This window comes from Kitasatospora sp. NPDC029367 (genome assembly GCF_055569135.1).
This window is the reverse complement of the sequence record NZ_JBVHYH010000024.1, coordinates 21,043-37,910: the sequence shown is the minus strand read 5'-3', so window position 1 is coordinate 37,910 and position 16,868 is coordinate 21,043. Positions and strand designations below refer to the sequence as shown.

Here is a 16,868-nt window from a genome sequence, read left to right as displayed (position 1 = left end):
GAACCAAAGGGCGTTCACTCACTCGAGTGAGTAGTCGGATGAACGCCAACTTCCGTGCCCGGAAGCCGCGTTCATCCGACCGCAGGGGCGGGTCGTCGGCTCAGCTGCCGGCGGTGCCCACGCTGAACAGCCACTCCGCCTTGAGCTCGGCGTAGCCCGGCTTGATCACGTCGTTGATCATCGCCAGCCGCTCGTCGAAGGGCAGGAACGCGGACTTCATCGCGTTCACCGTGAACCACTCCATGTCGCCCAGGGTGTAGCCGAAGGCGTCCACCAGGTGCCCGAACTCCTGGCTCATGCTGGTACCGCTCATCAGCCGGTTGTCGGTGTTCACGGTGACCCGGAACTTCAGCCGGCTGAGCAGCCCGATCGGGTGCTCGGCGTACGAGGCGGCCGCCGCCGTCTGGAGGTTGGAGGTCGGGCACATCTCCAGCGGGATGCGCTTGTCGCGCACGTACGCGGCCAGCCGGCCCAGCTCGACGGTGCCGTCCTCGTTCAGCGTGATGTCGTCGACGATCCGCACGCCGTGGCCGAGCCGGTCGGCGCCGCAGCACTGCAGGGCCTCCCAGATCGACGGCAGGCCGAAGGCCTCGCCCGCGTGGATGGTGAAGTGGTTGTTCTCGCCCTTGAGGTAGTCGAAGGCGGCCTGGTGGCGGGTGGGGGGGTAGCCCGCCTCCGCGCCCGCGATGTCGAAGCCGACGACGCCCGAGTCCCGGTGGCGGTTGGCCAGTTCGGCGATCTCCTGCGAGCGGGCGGCGTGCCGCATCGCGGTGATCAGGGTGCCGATGCGGATCCGGTGGCCGGCCGCACGGGCGTTGGCCTCGCCCAGGCGGAAGCCCTCCTGGACGGCCTCGACGACCTCGTCCAGGCTCAGGCCGCCCTCCAGGTGCTGCTCGGGGGCGTAGCGGACCTCGGCGTACACGACGCCGTCGGCGGCCAGGTCCTCGGCGCAGTCGGCGGCGACCTTGATCAGGGCCTCGCGGGTCTGCATGACGGCGCAGGTGTGGGCGAAGGTCTCCAGGTAGCGGACCAGCGAGCCGGAGTCGGCGGCCTCGCGGAACCACTCGCCGAGCTCCTTGGCGTCGGTGGTGGGGAGTCCCTCGTAGCCGTTCGCGGCGGCGAGCTCGACGACGGTCTCGGGGCGCAGTCCGCCGTCGAGGTGGTCGTGCAGCAGGACCTTCGGCGCGCGGCGGATCTGGTCGGGGGTGGGAATGCGCGGGCCGGTGCCCGCGGTGGTAACGGGGATCTGCTTCTCCATTGCGGAAATATAGCCCCTACGCGCGTAGACCCACCACCGGGAACACCACCGGATGGTCCAAAGCAGGGCCGGAATTCCACCGCCCGGTCCATAGGATCCGCCAAATCCACCGCGGTGCGCCCCCCACCGCGGTCGCTGCGCCCCCACCTCAGTCGTGGCGCCCCTCACCGCAGTCGTCTGCGCCCCGCACCTCAGTCGTGGTGCAGCAGTCGCCCCCGCCGGGACAGCACGAAGTCCCGGAACGCCGCCACCGGCGGTGTCAGCGGCCGCCCCGTCGCCCAGGCCAGCCCGATCGCCCGCCGGGTCCGCGGCGCGGTCACCTCCAGCTCCACCACCCCGGGCCGCGGCACCAGCGCCGGCGGCAGCAGCGCCACCCCCAGCCCGGCCGCCACCAGCCCCCGCAGGGTCTCGGTCTCCTCCCCCTCGAAGGCCAGCCGGGGCACGAAGCCGGCCTGCCCGCAGAAGCCGTCCGTGATCATGCGCAGCCCGTAGCCCTGCTCCAACCCGACGAACGGCTCCTCGGCCACCTCCGCCAGCCGGATCCGCCGCCGCCCCGCCAGCCGGTGGTCCGCCGGGACGGCCAGGTGCAGCCGCTGCTCGTCCAGCGGGCGGGCCGTGAAGGCCGGGTCGTCCGGCAGCGGCGCGACCAGGCACAGGTCCAACTCGCCCGCCCGCAACCGCTCCAGCATCGCCATGCCGTAGTCCTGCACCAGCTGGAACCGCACCCGCGGGTGCGCCACCCGGAAGCCGCGCAGCAGCGCCGGGACGGCGTCCGGGCCCATCGTGTGCAGGAAGCCGAAGGCCACCCGCCCCGCCGCCGGGTCCGCCTCCGCCCGGGCCGCCTCCGCGCCGCGCTCCAGCTCCGCCAGCGCCCGCTCCACCGAGGCCAGCAGCAGCCGGCCCGCCCTGGTCAGCCGGACCGTCCGGCCCTGACGGGCCAGCAGCTCCACCCCCAGCTCCGCCTCCAGCCGGGACACCGCGCGCGACAGCGTCGGCTGCGGCACCCCGAGCAGCGCGGCCGCCTGGGTCACGTGCTCCAGCCGGGCCACCGCGGCGAACCGGGCCAGCCTGGGCGCCAGCAGCACGGCCGGCTCCCGGGGCCCCAACTCGGCCGCCCGGTACGGCTGCTCCGCTCCGTCCGACACATCCGCCACGGCCATCCCCGTCCCACCTCGACCCATACGCCAGTGCATCGATCATCCACTCTTCATGCATTGGACGCATCAACCGTGCCGGGCCTAGCGTCGATGCCATGCAGCCCTCCGATACCAGGGCATCCGCGGGCACCCCGGATGCCTCCGCCGCGCACACCCTCGACCGGGACGACCGCCACCGCCCGGGCGGACCCGGCTTCCGCCGCGCCAACCTCGCCCTGTTCGCCGCCGGGGTCGCGACCTTCGTCCTGCTCTACTCCACCCAGGGCCTGCTGCCGGTCCTCTCGGCCGACCTCGACCTCACCCCCGGCCAGGCCAGCTGGACGGCCTCCGCCGCCACCCTCGGCCTCGCCCTCGGGCTGCTCCCGGCCAGCGCGCTGTCCGACCGGTACGGCCGCACCGCGGTGATGACGGCCTCCGTCCTCGCGGCCTCCGCCCTCGCCGTCGCCCTGCCCCTCGCGCCCGGCCTCACCACCCTGGTCGCGCTGCGCGTCCTCCAGGGCGCCGCCCTCGCCGGGCTCCCCGCCACCGCCATGGCCTACCTCGCCGAGGAGGTCCACCCCAGCGCGCTGGCCTCCGCGATGGGCCTGTACGTGGCCGGCAACAGCATCGGCGGCATGGGCGGCCGGCTGGTCTCCGGCTGGACCGCCGCCGCCCTCGGCTGGCGCTGGGGCCTCGCCGCCTCCGCCGCCCTCGCCCTGCTGGCCGCGCTCGCCTTCCGGCTGCTGATCCCCGCCGCCCGGCACTTCACCCCGGCCCCGGTGGACGCCCGCGCGCTCGCCCGTACCGTCGGCCGGCACCTGCACAACCCGCTGCTGGTGCGGCTGTACGCGCTGGGGATGCTCTTCATGGCGGTGTTCGGCGCGGTCTACAACACCGTCGGCTACCGGCTGATCGCCGCGCCCTTCCACCTGCCGGAGTCGGTCGCCGCCTCGATCTTCGTGGTCTACCTGGTCGGCACCGGCACCTCCGCCGCGGCCGGCCGCCTCTCCGGCCGGCTCGGCCGCCGCGGCACCCTCTACGTCGCCATCGGCGTGACCGCCGCCGGGCTGCTGCTCTCGCTCGCCGACTCCCTGGTCTGCGCGCTGCTCGGGCTGGTACTGATCACCGCCGGCTTCTTCGCCGGCCACGCCACCGCCTCCGCCGCCGTCGGCCGCACCGCCACCGAGGGCCGTGCCCAGGCCTCCGCCCTCTACCTGATCGCTTACTACCTCGGCAACAGCCTCGGCGGCACCCTCGGCGCCAACGCCTACCACTCCACCGGCTGGCCCGGCGCCGCCACCGTCGGCCTCACCGCCATGGCCCTCGCCGCCGCCGTCACCCTCTACGCCACCCACCAGGCGCACACAGCCCGGCGAGCAAGATTGGGCAGACTTTCTGCGAGGTAGACTTTCCTCATGGCAGACCTCAAGCGCCGGCGCCGTCCCCACCTCGTGTCCACGCCCGTGCGGAAGAAGGGCGTGGTCACCATCCCGCAGGAGATAAGAGAGCAGCTGGACCTCCAAGAGGGTGACCAGCTGGTGGTTGCGGTGGAGGACGGCCGCATCGTCCTGACCCCCGCCTCCGTCATCCCGGACGACCAGGCATGGTTCTGGAGCGCTGCCTGGCAGCAGAAGGAGCACGAGGTCGACGAGGCGATCGCGGCGGGCGAGCGGGGCGAGGTGTTCCAGGACGGTGACACCTTCCTGCAGTCGCTCGCCGACGAGGCCGGCCTGGACGTGGGGGAGATCAAGCGACGTGCCGACGTATGAGTCGCTGGCCCACTTCCTGCGCGACTGGAAGAGCCTGACCGCCGCGCAGAAGACCGCGTTCCTCGTCGCCGTGGCCCAGTTCGTCGCCGACCTCCGCGCCGGACGGGGCTTCCGTCGGGGCCTTCGGGTGAAGAAGATGCAGGGCCACCCGGACGTGTGGGAGATGACCTGGGCTCCGGACGGCCGCGCCACGTTCAGCTATGGGGTGCCCGTCCAGGACGGCGAACCCCACATCGTCTGGCGCCGGATCGGCACCCACGACATCTTCGGCCGTCCCTGACCGGTGAAAGCGCAGGTCCGCCCGGCGGTGAGCACCGGCGGGCGGACCTGTTCACGACCACGGTCAGGCGATGCGGTCGAGCACGATCGGGTTCGGGGTGAACGCGGTGCCCTCCGGGGAGACCGTGATGCCGCCCGCGAGCGCCTCGATGGCGTAGTCGTAGCGCTCCGGGGTGTCGGTGTGCAGGGTCAGCAGCGGCTGGCCGGCCACCACGGTGTCGCCGGGCTTGGCGTGCATCTCGACGCCGGCGCCGGCCTGCACCGGGTCCTCCTTGCGGGCGCGGCCGGCGCCCAGGCGCCAGGCGCAGACGCCGATCGCGTAGGCGTCCAGCTCGGTGAGCACACCGGAGGCGGGCGCCGGGATGACGTGCTGCTCGCGGGCGACCGGGAGCGGGGCGTCCACGTCGCCGCCCTGGGCGGCGATCATGCGGCGCCAGTGGTCCATCGCGGAGCCGTCGCGCAGCGCGTCGGCCGGGTCCTTGCCGTGCACGCCCGCCGCGGCGAGCATCTCGCGGGCGAGCGCCAGGGTCAGCTCGACGACGTCGGCCGGGCCGCCGCCGGCCAGCACCTCGACGGACTCGCGGACCTCCAGCGCGTTGCCCGCGGTGAGGCCGAGCGGGGTGGACATGTCGGTGAGCAGGGCGACGGTGTTGACGCCCGCGGTGGTGCCCAGGCCGACCATGGTGCGGGCGAGCTCGCGGGCGTCGTCCAGGTTCTTCATGAAGGCGCCGGAGCCGACCTTGACGTCCAGCACGAGCGCGCCGGTGCCCTCGGCGATCTTCTTGGACATGATCGAGGAGGCGATCAGCGGGATGGCCTCGACGGTGCCGGTGACGTCGCGCAGCGCGTACAGCTTCTTGTCGGCGGGGGCGAGGCCGTCGCCGGCCGCGCAGATGACCGCGCCGGCGTCGCGCAGCACGTCCATCATCTCGTCGTTGGAGAGCAGGGCGCGCCAGCCGGGGATGGACTCCAGCTTGTCCAGGGTGCCGCCGGTGTGGCCGAGGCCGCGGCCGGACAGCTGCGGGACGGCGGCGCCGCAGGCGGCGACCAGCGGGGCGAGCGGGAGGGTGATCTTGTCGCCGACGCCGCCGGTGGAGTGCTTGTCGCTGGTGGGCAGCGGCAGCGAGGAGAAGTCCATCCGGACGCCGGAGCGGATCATGGCCTCGGTCCAGCGGCTGATCTCGTGCGGCTTCATGCCGTTCAGCAGGATCGCCATGGCCAGCGCGGACATCTGCTCGTCGGCGACCTCGCCACGGGTGTAGGCGTCGATGACCCAGTCGATCTGAGCGTCGCTCAGCTCGCCGCGGTCGCGCTTGGTCCTGATGACGGAGATGGCGTCCATGCGTGCTCCAAGAGGGGTTTCAGATGCGTCGTACAGATGCGTCGAGAAGATGCGTGGAAATGCGAAGAGTGCCGCGAGATGACCGGGTTCCGGCCCACTCGCGACACTCTACGCGCGTAACAATTGCCGAAGCTAGAGCCGCTCCGGGCCGAACGCGTCGGGCAGGACCTCGCTCATCGGCTTCACGCCGGAAGCCAGGTCGACCAGCAGTCCCGGTCCGCCGTGCTCGTACAGCAGCTGGCGGCAGCGCCCGCACGGCATCAGCAGTTCGCCCGCGCCGTCGACGCAGGTGAAGGCGACCAGCCGGCCGCCGCCGGAGGCGTGCAGCGCGGACACCAGCCCGCACTCGGCGCACAGCCCGAGCCCGTACGAGGCGTTCTCCACGTTGCAGCCGCTGACCAGCCGACCGTCGTCGACCAGCGCCGCCGCGCCGACCGGGAACTTGCTGTACGGGGCGTACGCGTGGCCCATGGCCTCGCGCGCCGCCTCGCGCAGCCGCTCCCAGTCGACCGCGGGGGCCGTCACTTGCCCTGGCCCTTGCGGTAGACCTGACCGTCGGCCTTGGGCATCCGCAGGCGCTGCGAGGCCAGCGAGAGCACCACCAGGGTGATCAGGTACGGCGTGGCGACGATCAGCGGACGCTGCACCTCGTCGGTCAGCGCGTACCAGGCGCCGAGGCCGCCGGCCACCACGAAGGAGACCACGGTCGCGGTGTACTTGCGGCGGTACAGCTGCCACAGGGCGAACAGCGCCATCGCGATCGAGACGACCAGGATCAGCACGTGCACCGACTCCGGGTCGCGCAGCTGGAGGCTGTCGGTGAAGCCGAACAGGCCGGCGCCCATGGCGAGGCCGCCGGGCATCCAGTTGCCGAAGATCATCGCCGCGAGGCCGATGAAGCCGCGGCCCAGGGTCTGGCCGTCCTTGTAGAAGTGCGCGGCGACCAGCGAGAGGTACGCACCGCCGAGGCCCGCGAAGGCGCCCGAGGCGATGACCGCCAGGTACTTGTACTTGTAGACGTTGACGCCCAGCGACTCGGCGGCCGTCGGGTTCTCACCGCAGGAGCGCAGCCGCAGGCCGAACACCGTGCGCCAGAGCAGGAAGTAGCTGACCACGATCAGCACGGCGGCCAGCACCACGACCACCGAGAGGTTGGTGACCAGACCGCCGAGCACGCCGGCGAGGTCGGAGACCAGGAACCAGTGGTGGTTCTCGATGGTCTTCAAGCCGGAGGACAGCCCCGGGACGGTGATGTACGGCAGCGGGTCCGCCGGCGGGGACTGGTTCGCCCCGGCACCGGCCGAGATGTAGTCCTTGTAGTAGATCCGGTTGACGTACGCGCAGATGCCGGGGATCAGCAGGTTGATGCCGACGCCGGAGACGATGTGGTCGACGCCGAAGGTGACGGTGACGACCGCGTGCAGCAGACCGCCCAGCGCACCGCCGAGCATGCCGGCCAGCAGACCGACCCACGGGTTGACCAGGTAGCCCGCCCAGGCGCCGCAGAAGGTGCCGGCGACCATCATGCCTTCGAGGCCGATGTTGACCACACCGGCCCGCTCGGACCAGAGACCGCCCAGACCGGCCATGCCGATCGGCACGGCGGAGCCGAGCGCCGCGGCGACCTGACCGGAGGAGGTCAGCGAGTGGTTGCCGGTGGCCATGCCCACGGCGGCGAACAGGACCAGGGCGCCCGCGATCAGCAGGAGCACCACGGGCCAGGACAGCTTGCGCTTCTTCGCAGGCGCGCCCGGCGCCTTCGGACGGGCGACAGTCGCCGTGCTCACGCGGACACCTCCTTCTTCTCAGTGGCGGCGGCCTGGGCGGCGAGCTGGGCGCCGACCTTCTGCTGCTGGCGCTTCAAGCCGTAGCGGCGCACCAGCTCGTACGCGACGACGACGCAGATGACGATGGTGCCCTTCATGACGTCGACGATCTCGAAGGGGAACCCGCCCTGGAGCGGCAGCTGCGAGCCGGTGGCGTCCAGGAAGGCGAACAGCAGGGCCGCGAAGGCGATGCCGATCGGGCTGTTCCGGCCGAGCAGGGCGATCGAGATGCCCAGGAAGCCGAGGCCGGGCTGGAAGCTCTGGCCGTAGTAGTACGAGTTCTGCAGCAGCTCGGGCAGGCCGATCAGACCGGCGATGGCGCCCGAGACCACCATCGAGATGACCACCATGCGCTTGACGTTCACGCCGGACGCGGTCGCGGCGGACTCCGAGCGGCCGGTGGCGCGCAGGTCGAAGCCGAAGCGGGTGCGGGTCAGGGTGAACTGGAAGACCACACCGACCAGGGCGGCGACGAAGATGAAGCCCCAGAGGTTCCCACCGGCGGTGGGGATGCTGAAGAAGTGGCTGGACTGCGAGACCGGGTCGGTCTGGATCGAGTTGCTGGTGCCGCTGACCTTCGGGGCGAAGATGCCGGGAACGAGCAGCAGACCGACGATCGCGAGCGAGATCGAGTTCAGCATGATGGTCGAGATGACCTCGCTGACACCGCGGTAGACCTTGAGCAGACCGGCGATGCTCGCGTACAGGCCGCCGACCAGCATCGCGGTGACCAGCAGCAGCGGGATCTGGATGATCGCCGGCAGGTCGACCTGGGCGCCGACGAAGGCCGCGAACAGCGCGGCGACCTTGTACTGGCCCTCGACGCCGATGTTGAACAGGTTCATCCGGAACCCGAACGCGGCGGCCGCGGCGGCCAGGTAGTAGGTGGTGGTCCGGTTGAGGATGTTCACCTGACCGTCCGACTTGGTGGCGTACGTGATCATCACGTTCCACGCGTCGAACGGGTTCTTGCCCGAGGTCGCCAGCAGGACGGAACAGATCGCGACGGAGAGCACGACCGCGAGCACCGGCGCCGCCAGTGCGAGCACGATCCGCTCACCGCTGATCCGCTGCGCCAGGCTGCGCTTGGCGGCGGGGTTGGGACTGGTCATGGGTTACTCCCCCGCCTGCGGGTCGTCGGCGGTGTCGGTGTGCGGGTGCTCGGCCGCGGCCTCGGTGCCCTCGGCGGCGACGGCCTGCGCCTCGGCGACGGCCTCCGGCTCGGACTCGATGTGGCCTGCGGCGGCACCGGTCATCGCGGTGCCGAGGTCCTCGGCGGTGACGGTGGCCGGGTCGGCGTCGGCGACCAGGCGGCCGCGGTAGATGACCCGGATGGTGTCGGAGAGGCCGATCAGCTCGTCCAGGTCCGCCGAGATCAGCAGGACGGCCAGGCCCTCCCGCTGGGCGACCCGGATGTGCTCCCAGATCTGCGCCTGCGCGCCGACGTCCACACCGCGGGTCGGGTGGGCGGCGATCAGCAGCTTGGGCTGGTGGCTCATCTCGCGGCCGATGATCAGCTTCTGCTGGTTGCCGCCGGAGAGCGAGGCCGCGGTGACCTCGATGCCGGGGGTGCGGACGTCGTACTTCCGGACGATCCGCGCGGTGTCCTCGCGGGCGGCGGCCGGCTTGAGCAGCACCCCGCTGGAGTTGGGCTCCTCGGTGACGTGGCCGAGGATCCGGTTCTCCCAGAGCGGGGCCTCCAGCAGCAGGCCGTGCTTGTGGCGGTCCTCGGGGATGTAGCCGATGCCGGCCTCGCGGCGGGCCCGGGTGAGGGTGCCGGAGAGGTCCTTGCCGTCCAGGGTGACGGTGCCGCCGTCCAGCGGCAGCATGCCCATGATGGCCTCGACCAGTTCGGCCTGGCCGTTGCCCTCGACACCCGCGATGCCGAGGATCTCGCCCTTGTGGATGCGCAGCGAGATGTCGTCCAGGACGACGCGCTCGATGCCCTCGGCGTCGGTCTTGGCGATCCGCAGGCCCTCGACCTTGAGCATCTCGGTGGTGGTGACGGTCGACTCGCGGCTCTCCGGGGAGGGCAGCTCGGCGCCGACCATCAGCTCGGCCAGCTGGCGGGCGGTGACGGCCTTCGGGTCGGCGTCGCCGACCGTGGTGCCGCGCCGGATGACGCTGATCGCGTCGGCCACCGCGAGCACCTCGTGCAGCTTGTGCGAGATGAAGATGACGGTGACGCCCTCGGCCTTGAGCTCGCGCAGGTTGTCGAACAGCGCGTCGACCTCCTGCGGGACGAGTACGGCCGTGGGCTCGTCGAGGATCAGGATCTTGGCGCCGCGGTACAGCACCTTGAGGATCTCGACGCGCTGGCGGTCGGCGACGCCGAGGTCCTCGACCAGGGCGTCCGGGCGCACGCCCAGGCCGTACTGGTCGGAGATCTCCTTGATCTTCGCCTTCGCCTTGGCGCCGATGCCGTGGAGCTTCTCGCCGCCGAGGACGACGTTCTCCAGCACGGTGAGGTTGTCGGCCAGCATGAAGTGCTGGTGCACCATGCCGATGCCGCGCGCGATGGCGTCACCGGGGGTGTGGAACTCGCACAGCTCGCCGTTGATCGCGATGGTGCCCTCGTCCGGCTTCTGCATGCCGTAGAGGATCTTCATCAGCGTCGACTTGCCGGCGCCGTTCTCGCCCATGAGGGCGTGCACCGTGCCGGTGCGGACGGTGAGGTTGATGTCGTGGTTGGCCACGACACCGGGGAAGCGCTTGGTGATGCCGCGCAGTTCGACGGCCGGGGTCGCCGTCCCCGCGCTGGGGGTTCCGTCCTTGCGCAGGGGGACGGGGTCTGATGCGGTGATGGCGGTCTCCTGGTGGTCTGGAGGCGCGTCGTTGCGCTCGGAGGGCCAAGGGGGGACAGGGGAAACGTGGAGACGGAACGGGGCCCGGGGGTGCGTCGAGCGCACCCTGCCGGGCCCCTCCCGTTGATCGAGTCGATCATCGCGCTACCGGGCAGGCGGCAGCGTCAGGTCGCGTCCGGGACGCGCCGTCCTCAGGAGGTCGGCGCGGTCGGGATGGTGGTCGCGCCGCTGGTGATGGCGTCGCTGGCGGCCTTGAGCTTGTCCTGGATGTCGTCGATCTTGCCGCCGGTGGTGGCGAGCGAGACACCGTTGGCCTTGAGGTCGAAGAGCTTGATGCCGGTGAACGGCGTGCCCTTCTTGACCGAGTCGATGTACGCGTACACCGCGTTGTCGACGTTCTTGACCATCGAGGTCAGGATGCTGTTCTTGAACTTCGCCAGGGCCGGCTGGTTGGCCTGGTCGGAGTCGACGCCGATGGCCCACTTGCCCGCGTTGGCGACGGCCTCGATGGAGCCGTTGCCGGAGGAGCCGGCGGCGGAGTAGATGACGTCCGCGCCCTTGTCGAGCTGGCCCTGCGCGGCCTCCTTGCCCTTGTCGGGCGAGTTGAAGCCGGTGAAGTCCGGAGGCGTGGTCAGGTAGGTGGTCTCGACCTGGATGTTCGGGTCGACGGACTTGGCACCCGCCTTGTAACCGGCCTCGAACTTCTTGATCAGCTCGGACTGCACACCACCGATGAAGCCGATGTGGTGGGCCTTCGACTTGTTCGCGGCGGCGACGCCGGCGAGGTACGAACCCTCCTGCTCGGCGAAGAGCAGCGAGGTGACGTTGGACGGCTGGTCCTTGTCGTTCGAGTCGATGATCGCGAACTTGACGTTCGGGTTGTCCTTGGCGACCTTGTTGACCGCCGGCTGGTAGACGAAGCCGACCGCGATGATGGTCTTGTAACCGGCGTCGACCAGGTTCTTGAGGCGGGTCTCCTTGTCGGCCTCGGCCTCGCCCGACTTGGCCTCGGCCTCGGTCACGGAGACGCCCAGGTCGGCCTTGGCCTTGTCGAGACCGCGCGCGGCGGAGTCGTTGAAGGACTGGTCACCACGGCCGCCGATGTCGTAGGCCATGCCGACCTTGAGAGCGTCGGAAGACCCGGAGGAGGCGTTGGTGTCAGTGCTCTTTGCGCCGCAAGCGGCGAGCGAGGCCATGCCCAGGGAACCCGAGAGCACAACCGCGGCGAGCTTCATTGAACGGCGCAAGGGAGTTTCTCCTTCTCACACGCACCCGATTAGCGTGGTCGGACGCCACCGTAACGCGCGTAGAACACGGTTGGGTTACGGGCTGCCGGAGCATTCGGGTTGTTATCAAACCGTGGTCTGACGGCCTTCCCCGAGCCCCTTTTCCCGTGCGCGGACGGTGAATCCGAGACTTGGTCCGCCCAGTCTACGGAACTGTTCCGAAACTCCGGAGCTCGACAACCTGCGCACGCGTCGCCCACAAACCCCCTCGGAACGGTCAGATCCGGTCATCCTCCAGGGCCAGCGCCGAGAACAGCTCCACGCCCACGCCGATCGCCCGCTCGTCCACGTCGAAGCGGCCCTGGTGCAGGTCACGGACGGTGGTGTCGCCGGGGGCCCGGACGCCCAGGCGGGCCAGCGCGCCCGGGGCGTGCTCCAGGTACCAGGAGAAGTCCTCGCCGCCCAGGCTCTGTTCGGTGCCCTCCACCACCTGGGCGCCGTCCCCGCCGAACCGGGCGGTCATCGTCTCCTCCAGCCGCGCGACCGAGACCGCCTCGTTGACCACCGGCGGCACCCCGCGGTGGTAGTCCAGGGTCCACTTGGCCCGATAGGTCTCGGCGAGCTTGGCGATCAGCTCGTGCAGCAGGTCCGGCGCCTCGCGCCAGCCGTCCAGCTCCAGGCAGCGGACGGTGCCCTCCAGTTCGGCGTGCTGCGGGATGACGTTGGCCGCGGAGCCGGAGGCGATCCGGCCCCAGACCAGGCTGACGCCCCAGCGCGGGTCCATCCGGCGGGCCAGGGCGGCCGGCAGGTCCGCGGCCATCCGGGCGATCGCGGTCACCAGGTCCGTGGTCAGGTGCGGGCGCGCGGTGTGCCCGCCGGGGCCGTCCAGGTGCAGCACCAGGCGGTCGCAGGCCGAGGTGATCGCGCCGACCCGCAGGGCGATCCGGCCCACCTCCACCTTGGGGTCGCAGTGCACCGCGTAGATCCGGCCGACGCCTTCCATTCCGCCCGCGTTGATGACGTCCAGCGCCCCGCCGGGCATGACCTCCTCGGCCGGCTGGAACACCAGCCGGACGGGGCGGCGCAGCTCGCCGGAGCGCAGCGCCCCGGCCAGCACCAGGCCGGTGCCGAGCAGCACCGAGGTGTGCACGTCGTGGCCGCAGGCGTGGGCCCGGCCCGGGACGGTCGAGCGGTACGGCACGTCGGTCTTGGCGTCGTCGATCGGCAGCGCGTCGATGTCGGCGCGGAAGGCCAGGAACTCGGTGCCCGCAGCGGTGCCGGCCGGGACGAGGTCGACCAGCAGCCCGGTGCCGCCGGGCAGCACCCGCGGCTCCAGGCCCGCCGCGACCAGCCGGTCGCGCAGCAGGTTGGTGGTGCGGAACTCCTGGCGGCCCAGCTCCGGGTGCCGGTGCAGATCACGGCGGAAGGCGATCAGCTCGGGCTCCAGCCCCCGGACCCGGGCGCGCAGTTCGGCGGCGGGGCGTGCGGCGGCGAGAGTGGCGCCCGGCTGAGCGGGCTCAGGACGGTTCATCTCCCCAAGAGTAGGCCCGTTGGGGGGATTTGGCCCGACTTCCGGAAAACCAGTCCCCGGATGGGCGCATACCGGCCGGACAGGTGGGTATGACATCTCGTTTCAGCCGCCTTCCCCGGGTTGCTTGCCCTGTGCAACGATCACCCTGGCCGGTGGTCACGGCCGCCACCGGCTTGACGCCCGGGCCCGTTGACGGCCGCTCAGCAGGCCCGTTCGGTGGCCGTCCCCCCTGCAGTGCGCCCGGCGCCCGGGTGACGGCCGGACCGGAGCGCTCGCTCCGCGCACCCGGTTGAGATGATCGGACGAACGACCGGATGAGCCCCAGGGAGTAGCAATGACCGAGCAGAAGGTGGCCGTGGTCACCGGTGCCAGCAGCGGAATCGGCGCGGCGACCGCCCGCCGGCTGGCCGCCGAGGGCTTCGAGGTGGTGCTGACCGCGCGCCGGACCGAGCGGATCGAGGCGCTGGCCAAGGAGATCGCCGAGCGGGGCGGCTCGGCCAGGGCGGTCACGCTGGACGTCACCGACCGGGCCGCCGTGGACGCCTTCGCGGCCGAGGTCGGCCGGGTGGACGTCCTGGTGAACAACGCGGGCGGCGCGATCGGCGCGGAGACCGTCGAGCACGGTGACCCGGCCGACTGGCGGGCCATGTACGAGGTGAACGTGCTCGGGGTGCTGCACGTGACCCAGGCGCTGCTGCCCGCCCTGCGCGCCACCGGTGACGGCACCGTGCTGGTGCTCTCCTCGACCGCCGCGCTGGCCGCCTACGAGGGCGGCGGCGGGTACGTCGCGGCCAAGCACGCCGCCCACACCATCGCGGCGACGCTGCGGCTGGAGCTGTGCGGGGAGCCGATCCGGGTGATCGAGATCGCGCCCGGGATGGTGAAGTCCGAGGGCTTCGCCGTCACCCGCTTCCGCGGCGACGAGGAGAAGGCCGCCGCCGTGTACGCGGGCGTGGCCGAGCCGCTGACCTCGGAGGACATCGCGGACACCGTGGCCTGGGCGGTCACCCGGCCCTCGCACGTGAACATCGACCTGCTGGTGGTCCGCCCGCGGGCGCAGGCCGCCAACCACAAGGTCCACCGCGGCTGACCGGCCCCGTCCCGGCGGGCGGCCCGACGACACCCCGATCGAACACGTGTCGTACACGAGTGGTACACACGTGCGATGACGATCTTCCGGGCCGCCCGCCCACGGGTGCTGCTGACCGCCCTGGCGGCCGGCACCCTCCTGCTCACCGCCGCCTGCAACGACACCGTGACGACGGCTCAGGACAAGGCCTCCGGCACCACCGCACCCGCCGCCGGCAGCCCGACGGCCACCCCGACGCCCACCGCCAGGCCCAAGGGCGAGGCCGACCCGGCGCTCAAGGCCTTCTACGGCCAGCAGATCACCTGGGCGGACTGCCCGGCCGACCCCAAGGCCGAGAAGGCGAAGATCGACACCTCCGGCATGCGGTGCGGCAGGCTGCACGTCCCGCTCGACTACGCGAACCCCGCCACCGACGCGATCGACCTCGCCCTGGTCAAGTACGCGGCGGCCGACCAGGGCAAGCGGATCGGCTCGCTGATGGTCAACCCCGGCGGCCCCGGCGCCTCCGGCGTCGAGATGGTCAAGTACGGCGCCAAGGACTTCGCCGGCACCCTGCACGACCGCTTCGACGTGATCGGCTTCGACCCGCGCGGCACCGGCGACAGCTCCCCCGTGGTCTGCTACGACGACAAGCAGCTCGACGCCGCCAACCAGGAGGACGCGCCGGACGACCCCGCCGAGCGCAAGGCCGCCCACGTCAAGCAGTCCACCGACCACGCCGCCGCCTGCCAGGCCAAGTCCGGCAGGCTGCTGCCCTTCGTCGGCACCCGCAACACCGCCCGCGACCTGGACGTGCTGCGCGCCGCCGTCGGCGACCAGCGGCTCAACTACCTCGGCATCTCCTACGGCACCTACCTCGGCGCCCTCTACGCCGAGGAGTTCCCGCAGAACACCGGCCGACTGGTCCTGGACGGCGCCGTCGACCCGGCCCAGGACAACCTGGACCACGGCGTCGACCAGCAGGTCGGCTTCGAGAAGTCCTTCGAGCGCTTCGCCGCCGACTGCGTGGACAACCACCCCGACGAGTGCCCGCTCGGCACGGACCGGACCACGGCCGCCAAGAAGGCCGCCGACTTCCTGGACGGCCTCCACGACCATCCGCTGACCACCAAGGACGGCCGCAAGCTCGGCCGTGACATGGCCTGGACCGGCGTCATCTCCCTGCTGTACGGGGACGAGAAGACCTCCTGGCAGTACCTGCGGGCCAGCCTCGGCTGGGCGATGAAGCGCGACAAGGGCGACTACCTGATGGCCTTCGCCGACGACTACAACGGCCGTGACCAGGACGGCCACTACAGCCCGATGGACGAGGCCAACAGCGCGATCAGCTGCGCCGACGCGGCCCGCCCCGCGCCGACCCCCGAGCACGCCCGGCAGGCCGTCGAACGGCTGCGGACCGAGGCGCCGCTGCTCTCCAAGGGCGTCACGGTGGACGACTACGCCGAGCCCGGCTGCGCCTACTGGCCGTTCAAGACCCAGGAGAAGCCGCACACCATCCGCGCCGAGGGCGCCGCCCCGATCCTGGTGGTCGGCACCACCGGGGACCCGGCCACCCCGTACTCCTCCGCCGAGAAGCTGGCCAAGGGCTTCGCCAAGGCCACCCTGCTCACCCGGGTGGGCGAGGGCCACGGCGCCTTCGGCAAGGGCAGCGCCTGCACCGACCTCGCCATGGCCGCCTACCTGACCGACGGCACCATGCCGGCCGAGGGCACCCGCTGCGGCTGAGCCGGTAGCAGATCCGTACGGGGAGGGCGCTGACACGAAGGTGTCAACGTCACAACTTGATAGCTCGTCCGGATGAATTCCGCGCGCGCCCTCCCCAACTGATGAGCGCTCAACTACGTTTGAGGGGCTGCCAGAACGGCGCCGCGCGCCCCCTCCGCAGCCCCATACTTCACCTGCTCCACCACCCACACCAGCCGCTTCCCGCCCTCCGAGGAGGACCCGCTGGCCAGCGACATCCCGTCACAGCGGCCCGACGCCAGCAGCGAGCCGACCCTCCTCGGCCTGCACCGCTTCAACGAAGCGGACGCCGGCGCCGCCGAGGAGGCCCTGCTGGCCTGCTGCGGCAGCCACCGCTGGGCCCTGCGGCTCACCGCCCACCGGCCCTACCCCGACATAGAGTCCCTGCTGGCCGCCGCCAGCGAGGCCTCCTACGACCTGCGCCCGGCGGACCTCGCCGAGGCCCTGGCCGACGAGAGCTGGATGCCGCAGCCGCTGCTCGGCATGCGCGCACCCGGCAGCCAGGCCGCGCACACCGCGCTGCGGGCCGCCCACGCCGCCTACGAGGCCCGGTTCGGCCACGTCTTCGTGGTCTGCCTGGACGGCGTCGCCCCGGAGGAGATGCTCGACGCCGTACTCTCCTCCATCCGCACCCGGCTGGCCAACGACCCGGACGAGGAGCGGCTGACCGCGGCGGACGAGCTCCGGCGGATCGCCCTCACCAGGCTGGAGCACCTGGTCGCCACCCACTCCGAGGCCGGAGCGCGCTGAGCCCCCGCCACCCCGGCCGGGGGGGGGGGGGGGGGGGGGGGGGGGGGGGGGGGGGGGGGGGGTGTGTGGGGGGGGGGGGGGGGGGGGGGGAGGCGGCGCTGGGGCCCAAGAAGA

Annotated in this window: 15 protein-coding genes; 6 read left to right on the top strand and 9 right to left on the bottom strand. The window is 71.8% G+C overall.

The genetic code is table 11. The features are described 5' to 3' along the window. Positions 1-100 precede the first annotated feature (100 nt). Positions 101-1,258 carry an adenosine deaminase gene (locus ACZ4W5_RS15830; protein ID WP_360238059.1) on the bottom strand — a complete coding sequence of 386 codons (1,158 nt, stop codon included), beginning with the start codon at positions 1,256-1,258 and terminating at the stop codon, positions 101-103. 191 nt (positions 1,259-1,449) lie between these two features. Continuing rightward, the gene (locus tag ACZ4W5_RS15825) at positions 1,450-2,418 is read right to left on the bottom strand and encodes a LysR family transcriptional regulator (protein WP_360238061.1); all 969 of its coding nucleotides are present in this window, start codon (positions 2,416-2,418) and stop codon (positions 1,450-1,452) included. 92 nt (positions 2,419-2,510) lie between these two features. On the opposite strand from ACZ4W5_RS15825, the gene ACZ4W5_RS15820 reads away from it, so the two are divergent. From ACZ4W5_RS15820 to ACZ4W5_RS15810, 3 genes are read left to right on the top strand one after another with little or no spacing between them, the layout of a single operon-like run. Continuing rightward, on the top strand, positions 2,511-3,800 hold the full coding sequence (locus tag ACZ4W5_RS15820) for an MFS transporter (RefSeq protein WP_465654996.1): 1,290 nt from the start codon (positions 2,511-2,513) through the stop codon (positions 3,798-3,800). A 9-nt stretch (positions 3,801-3,809) separates the two neighbouring features. After that, the gene (locus ACZ4W5_RS15815; RefSeq protein ID WP_360238065.1) at positions 3,810-4,163 is read left to right on the top strand and encodes an AbrB/MazE/SpoVT family DNA-binding domain-containing protein; all 354 of its coding nucleotides are present in this window, start codon (positions 3,810-3,812) and stop codon (positions 4,161-4,163) included. Continuing rightward, positions 4,150-4,443, top strand: coding sequence for a hypothetical protein (locus ACZ4W5_RS15810; protein WP_465654994.1), 294 nt, complete (start codon positions 4,150-4,152; stop codon positions 4,441-4,443). Before ACZ4W5_RS15815 ends, ACZ4W5_RS15810 begins: the two co-directional genes overlap by 14 nt. A gap of 63 nt (positions 4,444-4,506) precedes the next feature. On the opposite strand, the gene ACZ4W5_RS15805 is transcribed toward ACZ4W5_RS15810, so the two are convergent. The 7 genes from ACZ4W5_RS15805 to ACZ4W5_RS15775 form a co-directional block, all read right to left on the bottom strand. Beyond that, on the bottom strand, positions 4,507-5,784 hold the full coding sequence (locus ACZ4W5_RS15805) for a thymidine phosphorylase (RefSeq protein ID WP_402489324.1): 1,278 nt from the start codon (positions 5,782-5,784) through the stop codon (positions 4,507-4,509). Positions 5,785-5,916: 132 nt separating this feature from the next. After that, positions 5,917-6,309: a cytidine deaminase gene (locus tag ACZ4W5_RS15800; RefSeq protein WP_360238071.1), complete on the bottom strand. Its 393-nt coding sequence runs from the start codon at positions 6,307-6,309 to the stop codon at positions 5,917-5,919. After that, positions 6,306-7,571 (bottom strand): ABC transporter permease, encoded by a 1,266-nt coding sequence (locus ACZ4W5_RS15795; protein WP_465654992.1) that lies wholly within the window; start codon positions 7,569-7,571, stop codon positions 6,306-6,308. The genes ACZ4W5_RS15800 and ACZ4W5_RS15795 overlap by 4 nt, the downstream gene beginning before the upstream one ends. Then, entirely contained in the window at positions 7,568-8,722 is a 1,155-nt protein-coding gene (locus ACZ4W5_RS15790) for an ABC transporter permease (RefSeq protein ID WP_465654990.1), read from the bottom strand. Before ACZ4W5_RS15790 ends, ACZ4W5_RS15795 begins: the two co-directional genes overlap by 4 nt. Before the next feature lie 3 nt (positions 8,723-8,725). Further along, positions 8,726-10,306 (bottom strand): ABC transporter ATP-binding protein, encoded by a 1,581-nt coding sequence (locus tag ACZ4W5_RS15785; RefSeq protein ID WP_465654989.1) that lies wholly within the window; start codon positions 10,304-10,306, stop codon positions 8,726-8,728. Between the two features lie 299 nt (positions 10,307-10,605). Continuing rightward, on the bottom strand, positions 10,606-11,661 hold the full coding sequence (locus tag ACZ4W5_RS15780) for a BMP family lipoprotein (RefSeq protein ID WP_360238077.1): 1,056 nt from the start codon (positions 11,659-11,661) through the stop codon (positions 10,606-10,608). Between the two features lie 256 nt (positions 11,662-11,917). Continuing rightward, positions 11,918-13,171, bottom strand: coding sequence for an amidohydrolase (locus ACZ4W5_RS15775; protein ID WP_465654987.1), 1,254 nt, complete (start codon positions 13,169-13,171; stop codon positions 11,918-11,920). A 334-nt stretch (positions 13,172-13,505) separates the two neighbouring features. Between ACZ4W5_RS15775 and ACZ4W5_RS15770 the strand changes: the two genes are divergently transcribed. From ACZ4W5_RS15770 to ACZ4W5_RS15760, 3 genes are all read left to right on the top strand, one after another. After that, positions 13,506-14,261: an SDR family oxidoreductase gene (locus ACZ4W5_RS15770; RefSeq protein ID WP_465654985.1), complete on the top strand. Its 756-nt coding sequence runs from the start codon at positions 13,506-13,508 to the stop codon at positions 14,259-14,261. 75 nt (positions 14,262-14,336) lie between these two features. Further along, positions 14,337-15,986 (top strand): alpha/beta hydrolase, encoded by a 1,650-nt coding sequence (locus ACZ4W5_RS15765; protein WP_465654983.1) that lies wholly within the window; start codon positions 14,337-14,339, stop codon positions 15,984-15,986. A 222-nt stretch (positions 15,987-16,208) separates the two neighbouring features. Beyond that, the gene (locus tag ACZ4W5_RS15760) at positions 16,209-16,754 is read left to right on the top strand and encodes a 2-oxo-4-hydroxy-4-carboxy-5-ureidoimidazoline decarboxylase (RefSeq protein WP_465655056.1); all 546 of its coding nucleotides are present in this window, start codon (positions 16,209-16,211) and stop codon (positions 16,752-16,754) included. Positions 16,755-16,868 lie beyond the last annotated feature (114 nt).

What these genes read in the sequence shown, in the direction of transcription:
- ACZ4W5_RS15830 (WP_360238059.1), bottom strand. Translation starts at nt 1,258, where the DNA reads ATGGAGAAGCAGATCCCCGTTACCACCGCGGGCACCGGCCCGCGCATT.
- ACZ4W5_RS15825 (WP_360238061.1), bottom strand. Translation starts at nt 2,418, where the DNA reads ATGGCCGTGGCGGATGTGTCGGACGGAGCGGAGCAGCCGTACCGGGCG.
- ACZ4W5_RS15820 (WP_465654996.1), top strand. Translation starts at nt 2,511, where the DNA reads ATGCAGCCCTCCGATACCAGGGCATCCGCGGGCACCCCGGATGCCTCC.
- ACZ4W5_RS15815 (WP_360238065.1), top strand. Translation starts at nt 3,810, where the DNA reads ATGGCAGACCTCAAGCGCCGGCGCCGTCCCCACCTCGTGTCCACGCCC.
- ACZ4W5_RS15805 (WP_402489324.1), bottom strand. Translation starts at nt 5,784, where the DNA reads ATGGACGCCATCTCCGTCATCAGGACCAAGCGCGACCGCGGCGAGCTG.
- ACZ4W5_RS15790 (WP_465654990.1), bottom strand. Translation starts at nt 8,722, where the DNA reads ATGACCAGTCCCAACCCCGCCGCCAAGCGCAGCCTGGCGCAGCGGATC.
- ACZ4W5_RS15775 (WP_465654987.1), bottom strand. Translation starts at nt 13,171, where the DNA reads ATGAACCGTCCTGAGCCCGCTCAGCCGGGCGCCACTCTCGCCGCCGCA.
- ACZ4W5_RS15770 (WP_465654985.1), top strand. Translation starts at nt 13,506, where the DNA reads ATGACCGAGCAGAAGGTGGCCGTGGTCACCGGTGCCAGCAGCGGAATC.
- ACZ4W5_RS15765 (WP_465654983.1), top strand. Translation starts at nt 14,337, where the DNA reads ATGACGATCTTCCGGGCCGCCCGCCCACGGGTGCTGCTGACCGCCCTG.